The following is a 13,818-nucleotide window of genomic DNA, read 5'->3' as shown; positions in this document are numbered from 1 at the left end:
AGCTAAACTCGCATGACAGCCTTGGATCCTGAGTGTCTGAAAGAGACTGCAGACCTAACGTTGATGTACTGAGACACCAAAGCGGGCGCTAGTGGTGTGAGAGTTGCATCCAATGCAGTTCTCATCAATCCACTAGCGCCACGACAGGGGGGCAAAATCGCAGAGTCATCTTTGGAAGGGGGACGAAAGCCGCACGCCACGTGGCTGGGAACGATATGTGACGGCGGCTCTCGTGCTCCCTTTTCTGTTCATCGATTATCTGAAGCGTCGCTGCTCCGCATCTGCTTTGTATTTGCATCATCCCAGTACGGCTTAACGTTGAATGTTTCATGAAGTCTGCGACTCCATTCAGCATCATCCCAGACAGGTTCATACTCATCGGTGAAGGTTGCTGCGGTATCAACCTGCTCCTTTTCGATGTTTACGATGCACTGCGTGTCAAAGAAATGGCATACTCCCATGGGAATCGCAACATTACCAGCATCGGTCCGAACAATCACAAACGCAACTCTGCTTCGCATGGGATCAATCACAAGATCGCTGATTGTGCCAACGTCCTCACCCTCGCGCGTCTTGAGTGTTTCGCCGACAACTTCTGATGCTTTCACAACTTCATACACTTCATGTTTGTTGTCGTTCGCTTCGACTGGGTTTGACGTCCATTGCAAGTTACTTTGCAGTGGCCAGTTGTCGTCGTCAAAGCCATTGAACGAATCGAGAACCTCGGTGTCGAAGCCGACAGTGAGTTTGTCATTTTTATAGTTTGCTAGTTCCTCTGTCGGAACAGCGTACAACGATTCGCCGATACCAAGGAAGCCGCCTCGACTTAGCACCCCGTAGACCACGCGGCCGGTTCTGCCCTGGATCGCGAAGTCACTAATTGTGCCGATAGATTCATTGCTGAAGTTTTCAACACGTGTATTCATGATATCGGTTGCTCGATACAGACGGGGAGCCCTGCTTGCATCGCTCGCTTCTGCGCGCTGGCTGTCGCCATACACGTTGTACATTGTGATCCGAGCTTCGGAAGGCCAATACATGTTTGAGGAGTTTGCAGCTGATGCCATTCCGACAACGCTCCCCTGGCGCATGTCGACAATGACGTCACGCACCTGTGAGTTCTCCATGACACATGTGACTGTTGCAAAGCATGATGGATTCACTGAATAATCTGTTGGTCGGTTTACATTGCTGGCTTCGTCTACGCTGTCCTCGCGCATCGGCAACTCTCGATTGAGGCGATTCTTGTACGACCTGACATCGATAATGGTGTCGATAGACGGGCTGATTCTGCATCCAATTGCGGTGCCATTACAATGCTTTTCAGCAATCTGAACAGCATTGGCAAGTGATGTCTGCAGCATCTCTGCCCGAGTTGCCAGCTGAATTGCCTGTCTCGATCCATAGAGCTCAATAGCAGTGGTGTGAGGCGAACTCTGTGTTGCTTCAGGTGTTTGCTTTGTTGTGGTAATGTTGCCATCAGTTTGTGCAAACGCTGTTCCAGCAAGTGTGCTGAGGAGCACGATCGATGCGGTTGTTGTCTTGTTTAACATGTGTATGTCTCCTTTATCTTCGTTGTGACCGGGCAGGGCAAGCTTTGTATAAGCTCAACATGATCCATCCCGAGTCAGCTAGAGACATATTCAGCTCGTAGTATGAACATCCCGTGACTTCAACATGAATTATGGTTCATATTTCGGTTTGTATTCCTGATCCTGTTAGTACTTGATGCCTTATGGAGATTCAGCACTGTTCGGGTTCTCAGAACCAGAACAAGCGAGTAAATGTGCCGAACAGTGTACGGTGCGGTGCGCTCTCTTCTGTTTTCTGCGGAATCTCACTTCCCGCTTCAGCAGAGATGAGTAGCTTCTTAATATCAAATCTTCCTTTGACGGGCACAACCTGCATAGAGAACCGCTCGAAGTGCCTTATTGGCAATGGTTGATCAATCAGCACCTCAACATTCGTGTGCCGGTGATCAGCACAGATTCTGTGCATAAGTGTGTGCAATACATCAGCCGCACCTTCCAGCAGTTGCGCAAAGTATGTGTCGTTGAACCAAAGACATCCGGTGACATCGAGTATTCTGTTCTTTCGCATAGCAGGGAGCACAATGCCGTCGATGATCTCGGAATCGGAAAGCGACGATTGTCGTTTGCTGCTGTATGCCATCATGTGCAACTGGCTTTGAGCTTCGTTCATGCGGTCCTCAGGTGTAGCTGCATATCTGCAGTTGTAGTTGCGTGTGAGAACTTGGTACTGTTGGTTGCATGTTTGTGCTCTTGACTTCTGGTGCTGCGATGGGAGTACAGTTTTACAAGGGGGTTGTTTCGGCATCGTGCCGCACCCCTTGTAGAGCCAATCAAGGAAAAACCATGATTCAAAATCTCAACGTTGTTATTGCTCATGGCAGCGACGATACATTGGAAGCCGTTGCTGCTGCCATACGCACCAGTCACAATATCGTTGCCAGATGTAGCACTATCGTTGAGTTGAAGTCCGCAATCACAGTTGATAAGCCTGATGTTGTTGTGACAGGAATCGTTTTTCCTGATGGGGATGGGCTTGAAACAATGATTGAAGTCGGTGAGATCGAACCGTGTGCGAGTGTGATTGTAACTGCACGACGTTCGATGGAACTCGTCAATAAGGCAATGGAAGATCATGTCATGGCGTATCTGATTGAGCCAGTTGTTGCTGAGGATCTGAAGGCAGCCATCGTGGTCGCTTACACACGATTTGAACAACTTCGCATTCTGACAGAGCAGATCGGAGACCTCAAACAAGCACTTCAGGACCGAAAGGTGATCGAGCGAGCGAAGGGAATCTTGATGGGGGAGAACGAGATGACGGAGGGTCAAGCCTTCGAGCAGCTGCGCCGCGCGGCTCAAGATAACAGAATGAAACTTGTTGAAGCAGCAAAGCAGGTGCTTGATACAAGCAGCGAGAAAAACACCTGATCTATGGGGTATACCCACTTCCGAACTCCAAAGGCAGGCAGTTCCAGCACGGAACAAAGTTACGCCAGCCCCTGACAACATCGGCAGGGTTTTGGGTAGTATGCGCTAGTCAGAATGAAATGTCAAGTTGCTGTTGCCGATTCGCGCACCTGTTCGGATTCAGTGGGTTTGAGCAGGTTTTTGCCTTCGCCATCCAACTCATTCTGATCAGCGAGCCGCTCGATCGTCGTGTCCTTCATTATGTCTGCAGGAGATGTTGCGGTGAATGGGACACGATGGCGAACTGATACAGACCCCGTGTCTCGATTTTCTCCTTGATGCGCGTTTTCGTTATGCTCGCTCAAATCGCGAACTAAAGTTTTGATTTTTTCTCCGAGGACTTTGATGCTGTAGATTGGTTCTGGCATGTCGATATCGAGACGATCGTACTCTGCTTTGACAGCCTGCATTGCTTGACTGCGTACACGACCGAAGTCATGCTTGGCCTGATCTACCCATCCGAACAGGTGGACGGTGATGCTTGAATCGCCTAGCTCTGTTATCTTCGCGAATGGTGGGGGAGATGTCATAACACCCTCGTTGTGTTTGAGTACGTTCACGCCAACACTGAGTGCTTTTTCAAGATCGACGTCGTATCCAACGCCGACTGTAAAATCAAATCTTCGCTCGGGGTTCGATGTATAGTTCATGATTGTTGATTTGAACACGGTCGCGTTTGGAATGCGCACAACATTGCCATCAAACGTTGTCAGTACGGTTGATCTTGTTGTCAATCGTGTCACGAGTCCTTCGTGCCCATCAATCAATACGTGGTCACGTGGGCTGAACGGTTGCCTGATTGAGAGGAGAATACTCGCGATGTAGTTTTCGACGAGATCACGAAATGCAAAGCCGATTGCGATACCGGCGACTCCAGCTGCTCCGAGCACCCCGCCCACAAGTGCCATTGCATCAAGCACCTCAAGTGCAAAGAGGATGCTGACAACAAGGCACACGATTTGTGTGAGTTTTTGTGTGATATCACGCAAGAACGGGTTGGAAACCATGTGCATGAATGGCCAGCGCCACTTACCGATCAACCAGGAAAGAAGCATGCCCGCAGCAACAATTGCAGCAGCAATGGGTAGCAAGGGAAGGTATGCAAGCCATTGCTCGGCTCTCTCGCCAACCCGATCCGCTGCTCCTCGTACGCGATCGCTGATGTTGTACGATAACTCGATCCGATTATCTATAGTTTCAATGCCCGTGATACTTTGGACAAGCTCGCTTGCCTTTGTGACCACGCCAGAATCAATGGCTTTACCAGTCAGCACAATATTGTCATCGAAGATATCTACATCACTTGAATCAAGTCCTGGGAGCTCAGCCAATGCTTGCTCTGCCCGAACAATTCTTTGGGGTAAGTCAGGAGCAGCCTCCTGAGACTGTGACTTGCACTCCCCCGCAGCACAGAGAACAGTTGTTGCGAGAAGTATGACAAGCCCGGTGAGACGCATTACCCTACTCCTTTGGTTACCGCAGAAGTCCAAAAAAAATGGGAAACCGGCCCTCAATCACCGTATCTGGTACGGAGTGAGAGCCGGCCTATCCCCACAAGTGCGACCTGTTCACCCTCTTTGTGAATGCCGCCACTATGCTCGAGCATCACGCATATCGCGAATAGTGTCGTGTGCTTCCTTGACAGATGCATACTGGCGCTGCAGCACCGCGTTGTAAGGGCTTCCGGCTGTTTCTTTCAGCACATTCTCATAGCGGGCTTTGATCGCATCTTCGCCTCGCTCGGCTTCTGAGAGTACAGCGTGCTCGTCACCCCCTTGCACCGTGCCACGAATGTTCAGCCACCATCGATGCACAGTGCCCGAGATACTGCCGTGATCTGTGGGATTTTCTCCAGTCGTTTTGATAGCTCGCTGGAGCTCGTGCGCAAATGTACCTCTACGCTCGCCGCAGCGACGGAAATAGTTTGCGATATCCTTGTTTTCAATCTGCTCGGCTGCAGCTTCGAAGCCGTGCTGACTGTCAAGATTGATGGTAATAAGATCCTGAAGGCCTTTGATCGTTGATTTGTCTAAATTCAGGACGGTTTCCATTGCCATATCCTTTCGTATTGTAAAGTTTGCATGCGATGTGAGTGAGGATTCCAGATTCAGTTGCTGTTTGGTGTTTCTGGTGATGCACTGTTCTCTAGATCATCCGTTGCGTCATCGACTTCGTCGGCGATTTCCTCAACGGTGTCCTCGATTGCATCGCCAGCATCATCCACGGTATCTTCGACTGTATCTGAAATATCGTCAATATCAGTTGAGTCCTCACAGCCTGTGATTGTTGCAATCATGCATGTGCCAAAGACTGTCGTTATGAGGAGCGTGATGATTGCACTTGCGTATCGTGCCATAATCGACCTCCTTTACGAAAACACAGCGATTTATACCAATGGATGCGATGAGCCGCGACGAACCAGTCCTGCAATAAGTGAGAGTAGGAAGAGCACCACAAAGACGAAGAATAAAATCTTTGCGATGGATGCCGCTCCGGCTGCGATACCTCCAAAGCCAAAGACTGCTGCGATGATCGCCACGATGAAAAATGCGAGTGCCCAGCTTAACATGATTGTCTCCTTTACTGTAACTGTGCTTAACTAATTCCGTTTGAGAATGCTGTTTTGTCAGTTCTCGTGCTTCTGGTGTAGTATCCATTGCTCGTATGAGATCACGCTGAAGGATGTGTGAAATCGAAATAATTCTGATTACTCACCATCTCGAGCATCTTCTGCAGTGTCAGCAATACCATCGCCAAGCGATTCAATATCCTCTCCAACTCCTTTGGCCGTGTTGCAGGCAGTTATCGACATACCAAGAAGTGCCAGCGCTGATGCTGCAAAGAGGCCGAGAGTGATCTGCTTTGCTGTGGTTCGTGTTGTGCGTGTCATTTTGTGTCTCCATGAATGAGCGGTGTCTGGTTCGTTGAGTTCAAGCTTGTGCCATGCGGCTGAACTCCACTAACCACATCTTCCTGAACCCACATGAGTCGTCTCTGAACCTTTTATGAAAAACAGTTCATTTTGCATCCTCTCAGGTTAAATAGATCGGAACCACTCCCACTGAACTGCGAGGAGAGATATAGTTTGTCGTTGTCGCTGTGATTCAGTTGATCACACTCAAAGCAAGTGAGAGGAAGCACGTATGCGCGTACTGATCGTTGAAGACAACCCGAAAATAGCAGCAGGACTACAGAAGGGCTTGCAGGAGAACGGCTTTGCCGCCGATATCGCGCATGAGGGCTTCAGTGGAGAAGAACTCGCAGCTGGTGGTGAGTACGACGTGATCATTCTCGATCTGATGCTCCCGGACCGCGACGGTGTTGAAGTCTGCCGGAATCTTCGACGCCGAAAAATTTCAACTCCTGTTCTCATGCTGACAGCGTTGTCCGGGACAGACGATAAGGTTGCTGGTTTGGATGCTGGTGCTGACGACTACCTGACAAAGCCGTTCGAGTTTGAGGAGTTGCTCGCGCGTGTTCGCGCCCTGCTCCGTCGCGGCGAAGCATCCGAGGGGAGAGTGCTGAAGTTTGAGGATCTCGAACTCGATCTTTACTCGCGCCATGCAAGACGAGGCGAGAGGGATGTAGAGTTGTCAAACAAGGAGTTCGCGCTGCTCGAGTATCTCATGCGGACTCCCAATCGAGTGCTCAGCAGAGCCCAGATCAGCGAGAAAGTCTGGGATATGAACTTTGATGCAAGCAGCAATGTTATCGATGTCTACGTCTCAAGTTTGCGCAAGAAAGTCGATCGTGGATTTGATCGGGAGCTGATACACACTGTCAAAGGCGCGGGCTACCGATTTGGAATCATGGATTAAAATGGATACCCGGGAGAAGAAAATCGAACATGCTCGTGGAGTTAGTCTCAGGACTCGCCTGACGCTATGGGTCTTTGCCATCTATGTTTTGATCAAGCTGGTCACGGGGTGTGGATACTATTTGATTCAGCGTGAAAATGCACAGCGCGAGTTTGACACAATGCTTCTGGAGCGAGCAAGCAACATGGTTGCTGCTATCGAAGGCACACTGCCTTCAATCTCAGCAACCGAACTCTACAACCTCTCAAACAAAGAGTTGGGCTTCGTTCAGTTTGAACGATTTGCTGTTGATGTGGTAGATCATGAAGGGAAAAGTATTGTCAATGATGTGGAAAGGTGGCCGAAAACAATCCAATCACTTGCACTTCCTGCCATTGAGAATGATGCTCCTTTGCAGGGGGATCTTCGTGACGAGACCCCAGTGTTCGAAAATACACAAGGAACACCCCGTGCTATTGCTTTGCCTTTGACCGATTCGTTTGGCAGTCATTTCGCTCTGATTGTCGTTACAACAGATGCATATATTGACAGACAGCTAGCGATGATTTCGCGTGTGCTGGTTATCGGCGCGTCGCTTGGATCGATTGCAAGTTTGATTAGCGGATGGTTTATTGCCGGAATTGCTGTACAGCCGCTCCATAGATTGAAAGAGATTGCCGGGCAACTCAGACCGGAATCCATCAGCCACGAGTTAACTATTGACAGCAAGAATGCTGAGGTTGCTGAGCTTACCGACGAACTCAATCAGGCACGCGAGCGCATCAGCAATGCCTTTGCAGCTCAGGAGCGATTCCTGTCGAATATATCCCATGAAATCAAAACACCTATCGCAACGCTCTTGCTGGAAGCGCAGACGCTCAAACGTGATCAGCTTGATGAGAATGCGGCATACTTTGTTGATTCAACAGAAGAAGAAATGCGGCGACTGGGTAAACTTGTTGAAAGTTTTCTGATGCTGACGCGTGTGCAAGATGGTCGCGACCTTGAGCGACGAGATACATATCCTGCGAATGAACTTGTGATGGACTCTGTAGAAAACTGTGCCGTCATGGCAGAACAGTACGGAGTTCAGTTGGTTCCCACACTTCTTGATAATGATGGGACCATCGATGCTGTAGTTATTGGCGATTCTGAGCTGCTTCGGACAATGATCGACAACCTGCTACGAAATGCTATTCGCTTTGCACCAAAGGGCAGCGATGTGCGTATTTCAACAACGTGCAAGGACAGCTGTCTGTACGTTGCTGTTTCGGATAAAGGGCCTGGTTTGCCACCAGAACTGCTCGACAAGATATTTGACCGATTTGTGCAGAGCAAGGAGGAGGTGAGGCGGGGACGCGGTCATGGGCTGGGGCTCAGCATTGCGCAGAGTATCGCAGAGCTACATGATGGCGAAATTACTGTGCGTAATCTTGAGACAGCCGGAGCGGAGTTTACAGTCAGAGTTCCAGTTGAGCTTGGGCGCTGACTTCGCATTGAATCGGCACGGATTGTTTGATACAAGTCATGCGATTTTACAACTTTATTCGATGCATGCAAAGAGTGGCAGGAGCAATCGCGGCACGGAAGCATCCAAGCCCACAGCAGATCAACTGCCGTGCCGAACGCACGAGAGGCTGGTGCGTTCGTGCAATGCACGGTGCGGATGGGGTTGTTGAACCCCGGAGAATGCATGCCAGCAGGGCCGATTGGTGCCGACTGTCGCGAGAATAGATGGCTTCCGGGATCAGCGCCCAAGTGGCCGAAATCCATCGGTTACGGCCACGAGGTGCCAGGAGCTGCCAGCAGCGGAAAAAGTTGCGCATACCATGCGCACATGTGAGTTTTCAGAAAACGTGTAAGTAGCGGCAGGAGTGGAGGTTAGCCATCTGCGATTTCATCTTGTCAACGTGAATGTCGAGGGTTCGAATCCCTTCAGACGGCCTCCAACAAATGGCTGGTTACTGAACGTAAGGATAATTGAGTTGTTGGAGAGCGAATAACATTGGTGTGCATTAATGGATTTCGGATCAAAAAGCTCCGTATGAGCTGCTTTGAGTTGTACGAAGGGAATAAAAGAGTCGCGACAAGAAAAATCATCGAAGCTTTAGGTTTGGAATGCTTAGCTATGCGAGCGAAAATCCACTGGATCAAGAAAGAAGAGGGAGGACGAAGCAAACCGCCAGCAGGTGTGGGTTCCCCTCCGTATATGACGATGGTGCGATTCACCGATGCTGACGAACCGTGGCCCCCAGAAATCGCATGGTCATTGGCAATCAAAAAGCGAGAGGCGGAAAGCTCTGAGTACGACTGGATTGCCGATGTCAGCTACAAGATGGAGAATGCTCCCCACGAGTCACTTCGTCCCGGCAGAATGTTCGAGTTGTACGAAGGCAACAAGTGCGTCGCATCCGGAACGCTCATAGGTGAATGAGCAGTTTGCGTGTTTGTTTGTTGCCCCCAGATATCGCGCTAACTGACCCGTGATCGACACGCGATCACACCACATGGATTCTGAGGATGATCTCTGGTTTGTATGATGATCGCAACTCTCTTTGCGAAGATAGTCGATCACCAACTGCTGCCCGCTGAGAAGACCGGCAACGATCACCGCGAGCATCTGCAGGGCTTCAATAATTCGATTCATAACGCAACGTATCGATACCGAGCAATGCCAGCATTAAACACAAGGATCATGGAAGAACTGAGAAGCTGGAAGGTAAACTATTGACGCATGACATCTTTCGTGCAACTGAATGACGGCTGGAACGCCGAACCCAATGCGCCAGATCCTCGAGCGAAGGTTGATGGGGTCGATTTGGTGCTATCGTTTTGGTTGAATACATGGAAGTTTCCTCGGTACAAGGAGGGTGACGTGGGGATGCTTCGATTTCGGCGTTGCTCACGGTATTGTTTGGGTTCGACAAACGACGAGGGGTGGTACCGAGGCCAGTGCCGTTTCAGCGGAGTTGCACCTCGGTGGGGTGAGTTTTATGAGGTAAGGGGAGATCTTCGTTTACCCCTGTGCCCGAACGACTGGATTCATCTCAGTCCACCGAGCACAGCTTCACGGCATTTTCTTTTCTATTTGCGAGATGGCACGTTTGAATGCGATGCTGAGGGTTGGGATTTCACGGTAGACCGACCAACGTGAAGCTCTCATGCTCAAAAATCTTCTAGAAGTGTTCTGTTGGCCACTGTCACCTTGATTCAATATCACGAACACTCTCTTGCGTACACTTTGATGTTTATTTGTCGGTTTCGGACTCAAACCAATACTCAAGGCGATAGAAATGCTTGCCGTCGGTGATATCGATTGCCATCTGACCAGCTAAACCCTCAAGTTGATCTGTTCCGGAATCGGGAACGACCGAGATCGATTGTGTCGGCACTCCCCTCTTCATTATGGAACTGTGCTGAAGAACGAAAGATCCGGTGCGTCCTGCCAATGTTCCCACAACGCGTTCCATAGCGACGTATCCTCCGGACCCATCGGTTGCTGAACGCACACCAAGCATTTGGCCAAGACTGTGGGCTTCGAGATCGCCGTGGAACTGCTTGTCGAGCGACATTCTGCCGATGTTCGGATCGCCTATGCCTGCCGCGTCAGATTGCATCGCGAGGTTTACATCGAAGGGGCCAGATGCGGTCTGCGTATCCATAGTCATCTCCGATTGTGGGACCCGCAGGCTGTCAGCATGGCACCCCGCGAACATCAGCAAGAAAAAACTTGTGGGGAGATAGCCGAGGAGAACGGGTTTGTGTCTCATTGGTAGACTGTAGGCGTATGTGTCTACAGCCGGCTATCCGAGCAGGCAAAGAGCTCTGAAACCAACCAGGATGTATCTCGGACATCAGGCAGAACACATACATCGCGTTTGGATACTTCACGGGATAGTACGCAACCGATGACAATGAACTTGTTTTGTGTCTTTGATTCAAACTCAACAACATCGGGAAGCCGTGTTCTCTTATCCTCGGAAATCGAGGTTCTCGTAACGCGATGAGCAGTTCCAAGTTCTCACGCACAGCGCATGAGCACTCGGTTTGGTTCTGGCGATTCACGCAAGTGAGATTTCGATCCATCGCGGATATCGATTGTGAATCGATGTGTTATCGTGCCAGCTTTTACCCTGTTCCGTCAAGCGACAGCATTGGTTGTGCCAAAGGGGAACGCACATTAACACCAGCGTCGCGCAGATGGATCATAGTTGCGTATGCATCAGTTGCCAATAGTAACCGTACCGAATGTGGCGCGATACGTTTTGGGAATGGTGTAGATCCCGACTCCTGAGTATGTTCCCGGATCAACAAATAGTGTGCCACCTTGTGGCGTAAAACCGGCTGCTTGATTGAAGCTGCCGTTGAACGGTTCCACGAACGAACCGACACCCGACCCGCCTGCGCCCTGTCGCAGCCAGCGATCGCCCGAGAATGGGTAAAGGCCTCTGCACGAGAGCGTGTCAATGAAGCTGAAATGGTCTCGCTGTCCGATGGCGTTCTGCCACTGGCTGTTCCATTGTGTGTTGACAGTGATCGTGTCCTGCCCGTTGCACGAGAACGCGCTGCGCCCATAGTGCATGAACGAGTCGAAGTCGTACGGTCCCCACACTGATGCGGCAGGCACAATGTCAAAGTTGAAGGCGCATGAGATAGGTGTACCACCAGTGTTGATGCAGAGGTTACATACGCTGGCGTTGCATGCATTGCCGGGGACAGTGCTTGATCCGCAGACATTGCCATAGTTGATTGTGACATAGGAACTGCGATCAAATGCGGACTGCTCGTGCCAGAAACCCAGCGCGTGATAGAGTTCGTGTACAATGATGATCTGGGTGTTCCACGAGACAATGTTGATAATCTGCGTGCCGCCCTGCATTCCCACGGCTGAGTTGTTGAAGGTGCTTGCCTGGAAGCGGACTCTATTTGCATCGCCAGCGACTGCTGGTCGGAAGACAACGCCAGCGCGCTGCCCAATCGCATTCATTGCATTGACTGCGGCGGTTTGCTGCGATGCTGTGACACCGCTCATAAAGTCGTATGGAACAACAACCGGCCAGTAGTTGACCGCGCCGAAGACGGCTTCGGGGCCGCTCATCTTCCACGCTTCCTGTTCTGCGGGCGAGAGTTGGATATCTCCCTGAATCACGATGTATCCCTCGGGCAGATCGGGCACGATCATGGAGCCAGCCATGCCCTCAAGAGAGATTCGCGGATCTACGGACGCTTGCAGTGCGTCTTCAGTTGCAATCAGACCGGGTATGGCGGTTGTTGCTTGTGTGCTTTGCATTGTGCCAACGCGCAGTTCTCGCGCGAGTTGTGCGTCACTTGCGGCATCGGGTCCAGCCTCATGGATCTGTCCGAATGCTGCGCCCGATGACATAAGTACGCACGCTGTGATTGCGATATGACGGATAAATGTGTCTTTGCTGTGCATTGTGTGCGTCATGAGAGAACCCCAATGGATCTGATCACATGAGTCGATGCGGCGATGTTACTGAAGATTCACAAGCACGAGCACCAGCCCCTTGCCCTCGTGCAGCGGTGTCATGGCCTTGCCGATGACGCACCCGTGCGATCGTTCGCGATCTGAAGCGACCATCGCGTGACCGGGAGTTGTCGAAGTTGTGAGTAATGCGCCGGGCTCAACTGCACCGAGTGTTGCGTCGACCATACACCATACGCGCCCTGCCATCGCAACAGCGTGCTGACCGTGCGCCATATTCACATCCTCTGCACCGAGCACCATGCCAGCATTGAGCCCGTTTGCTCCGCTGATCACTCCGGCAACTTTCATGTCGTACGATGTATCGCTGACGCGAAGCGCGCCGGGCTGTGCCGGATTAATCACGACAACCATGCCTGGCTTTGGTAAAGTTGAGTCTGCAGGTGCAATGTCGAATGACTCTGCAACATCCGCACCACCGAGGATTTGCAGTGTCTTTGTCTGCGTGAGTCCATCGACCCACAGGGCCGAGCCTCCAGCATTGTTTCTGAAGTATCCGCCCCATGCTCCGGCGTTGTTTGTAATGCCCGCAAGTGAGGCGTAGCCAGCTTCATCATTTACTGCGATAAGGGCGTTGCCAGAATCGTTCGTTGCATAGATTGCAGCGCCATTTGCGCTTGTCGCTCGCGCGTATACACCATAGGCACCGCCATCAGCGTACACAGCGGTTCCCTGGGTGAACGATGAGGTGATCGAACGCACACCATAGCCAGTGTCGGTGAACGCATATACACCGGTATTGCTCCCATCGGCATCGGCCCAAATTGCGTCCTGTCCAGGTCCAGCCCACGCAAAGAGTCGTGTCTGCGTTGATGCAGCGGGTGCTGTGCCGACACCAACATTGCCGTTGAGACGTATTGGCACCGAGTTACCACTATACCCTGCGATAATCAGTTCTGACGCTGTGCCAGTGCTTGTGGAGTTGTATGCTTCGAGCCATATCTTGTTGTCGTCTGGGTTGTTCGCTAGCACGAGAGCGCCACCGCCATTCTCTTCGAGTCCGAGACGCAGATACTTCCCGCTCACATCAAGATCAAACCCGTGATTGGCAAATGTTGCGTCCGGCTCGCGCCCGATGCCGACATGTCCATAGGTGTAGGCAAGGTCGTAGGTACCGGGGATCTGGTAGAACGGTCCCATTGCGTACTGGGCCATTGGCGCTGGGGTGATTTCTTGGAGTGGCGAAAGCGCGGTGTATGGGCCGGTTGATGCGCCGGGCCGAACTTCGGTCTGGAGCCACGTCTTGAAGCCTGTAAACTGGATCCCAAAGTCGAGTTCGACCGCAAACATTCCATCTGTGATCTGCACGTCTTCGATGTCAACAGGAGAGCCGGCGAGCACAGTACCCGTTTCATCGCCATACAGACTGAAACGAAGGTCGTAAATGCCGTTTGCTGGCGAACCGCCCGCGTCAAGCCGTCCCTGATACGTGAATCGCGTGTCAAGGGGTGTCTGTGCGGCTGCAATCCTGCAGCACAGAGCGACGGCCAATAGACCGATCTTCCGCGAACTCATG

General features: G+C 51.3%; 15 protein-coding genes. 5 read left to right on the top strand and 10 right to left on the bottom strand.

Features of this window, described 5'->3' with window-relative positions:
* Positions 1 to 248 precede the first annotated feature (248 nt).
* The gene (locus tag H6815_02220; GenBank protein ID MCB9859244.1) at positions 249 to 1,553 is read right to left on the bottom strand and encodes a PRC-barrel domain-containing protein; all 1,305 of its coding nucleotides are present in this window, start codon (positions 1,551 to 1,553) and stop codon (positions 249 to 251) included.
* A 208-nt stretch (positions 1,554 to 1,761) separates the two neighbouring features.
* Positions 1,762 to 2,202 carry a BLUF domain-containing protein gene (locus H6815_02215; protein MCB9859243.1) on the bottom strand — a complete coding sequence of 147 codons (441 nt, stop codon included), beginning with the start codon at positions 2,200 to 2,202 and terminating at the stop codon, positions 1,762 to 1,764.
* A gap of 173 nt (positions 2,203 to 2,375) precedes the next feature.
* Between H6815_02215 and H6815_02210 the strand changes: the two genes are divergently transcribed.
* The gene (locus H6815_02210) at positions 2,376 to 2,960 is read left to right on the top strand and encodes an ANTAR domain-containing protein (GenBank protein ID MCB9859242.1); all 585 of its coding nucleotides are present in this window, start codon (positions 2,376 to 2,378) and stop codon (positions 2,958 to 2,960) included.
* Positions 2,961 to 3,082: 122 nt separating this feature from the next.
* On the opposite strand, the gene H6815_02205 is transcribed toward H6815_02210, so the two are convergent.
* The 5 genes from H6815_02205 to H6815_02185 form a co-directional block, all read right to left on the bottom strand.
* Complete coding sequence (locus H6815_02205) at positions 3,083 to 4,330, bottom strand: mechanosensitive ion channel family protein (protein ID MCB9859241.1); 1,248 nt, start codon at positions 4,328 to 4,330, stop codon at positions 3,083 to 3,085.
* A 261-nt stretch (positions 4,331 to 4,591) separates the two neighbouring features.
* The gene (locus tag H6815_02200; GenBank protein ID MCB9859240.1) at positions 4,592 to 5,056 is read right to left on the bottom strand and encodes a PA2169 family four-helix-bundle protein; all 465 of its coding nucleotides are present in this window, start codon (positions 5,054 to 5,056) and stop codon (positions 4,592 to 4,594) included.
* Between the two features lie 50 nt (positions 5,057 to 5,106).
* A complete protein-coding gene (locus tag H6815_02195; GenBank protein ID MCB9859239.1) occupies positions 5,107 to 5,295 on the bottom strand; it encodes a hypothetical protein in 189 nt (62 codons plus the stop codon).
* Between the two features lie 90 nt (positions 5,296 to 5,385).
* Entirely contained in the window at positions 5,386 to 5,568 is a 183-nt protein-coding gene (locus tag H6815_02190) for a DUF1328 domain-containing protein (GenBank protein ID MCB9859238.1), read from the bottom strand.
* 138 nt (positions 5,569 to 5,706) lie between these two features.
* Positions 5,707 to 5,811, bottom strand: coding sequence for an entericidin A/B family lipoprotein (locus H6815_02185; protein ID MCB9859237.1), 105 nt, complete (start codon positions 5,809 to 5,811; stop codon positions 5,707 to 5,709).
* A 331-nt stretch (positions 5,812 to 6,142) separates the two neighbouring features.
* Here H6815_02185 and H6815_02180 point away from each other — a divergent pair, with 331 nt between their 5' ends.
* The 4 genes from H6815_02180 (at position 6,143) to H6815_02165 (ending at position 9,527) form a co-directional block, all read left to right on the top strand.
* Positions 6,143 to 6,817, top strand: a complete 675-nt coding sequence (locus tag H6815_02180) for a response regulator transcription factor (protein ID MCB9859236.1) — start codon at positions 6,143 to 6,145, stop codon at positions 6,815 to 6,817.
* Between the two features lies 1 nt (position 6,818).
* Positions 6,819 to 8,285 (top strand): hypothetical protein, encoded by a 1,467-nt coding sequence (locus tag H6815_02175; protein MCB9859235.1) that lies wholly within the window; start codon positions 6,819 to 6,821, stop codon positions 8,283 to 8,285.
* 555 nt (positions 8,286 to 8,840) lie between these two features.
* Complete coding sequence (locus H6815_02170) at positions 8,841 to 9,230, top strand: hypothetical protein (protein MCB9859234.1); 390 nt, start codon at positions 8,841 to 8,843, stop codon at positions 9,228 to 9,230.
* 102 nt (positions 9,231 to 9,332) lie between these two features.
* Positions 9,333 to 9,527, top strand: a complete 195-nt coding sequence (locus tag H6815_02165; protein MCB9859233.1) for a hypothetical protein — start codon at positions 9,333 to 9,335, stop codon at positions 9,525 to 9,527.
* Between the two features lie 517 nt (positions 9,528 to 10,044).
* Here the strand turns inward: H6815_02165 and H6815_02160 are convergent.
* The 3 genes from H6815_02160 to H6815_02150 form a co-directional block, all read right to left on the bottom strand.
* Positions 10,045 to 10,458: a DUF3224 domain-containing protein gene (locus H6815_02160; protein MCB9859232.1), complete on the bottom strand. Its 414-nt coding sequence runs from the start codon at positions 10,456 to 10,458 to the stop codon at positions 10,045 to 10,047.
* A 560-nt stretch (positions 10,459 to 11,018) separates the two neighbouring features.
* Positions 11,019 to 12,245, bottom strand: a complete 1,227-nt coding sequence (locus H6815_02155; GenBank protein MCB9859231.1) for a hypothetical protein — start codon at positions 12,243 to 12,245, stop codon at positions 11,019 to 11,021.
* Positions 12,246 to 12,290: 45 nt separating this feature from the next.
* On the bottom strand, positions 12,291 to 13,817 hold the full coding sequence (locus tag H6815_02150; GenBank protein ID MCB9859230.1) for a hypothetical protein: 1,527 nt from the start codon (positions 13,815 to 13,817) through the stop codon (positions 12,291 to 12,293).
* Position 13,818 lies beyond the last annotated feature (1 nt).

The sequence above is a fragment of the Phycisphaeraceae bacterium genome (genome assembly GCA_020639155.1).
Taxonomy (GTDB): domain Bacteria; phylum Planctomycetota; class Phycisphaerae; order Phycisphaerales; family UBA1924; genus JACKHF01.
Note: the sequence above shows the minus strand (reverse complement) of the source record. Positions and strands in the feature narration are given on the sequence as shown.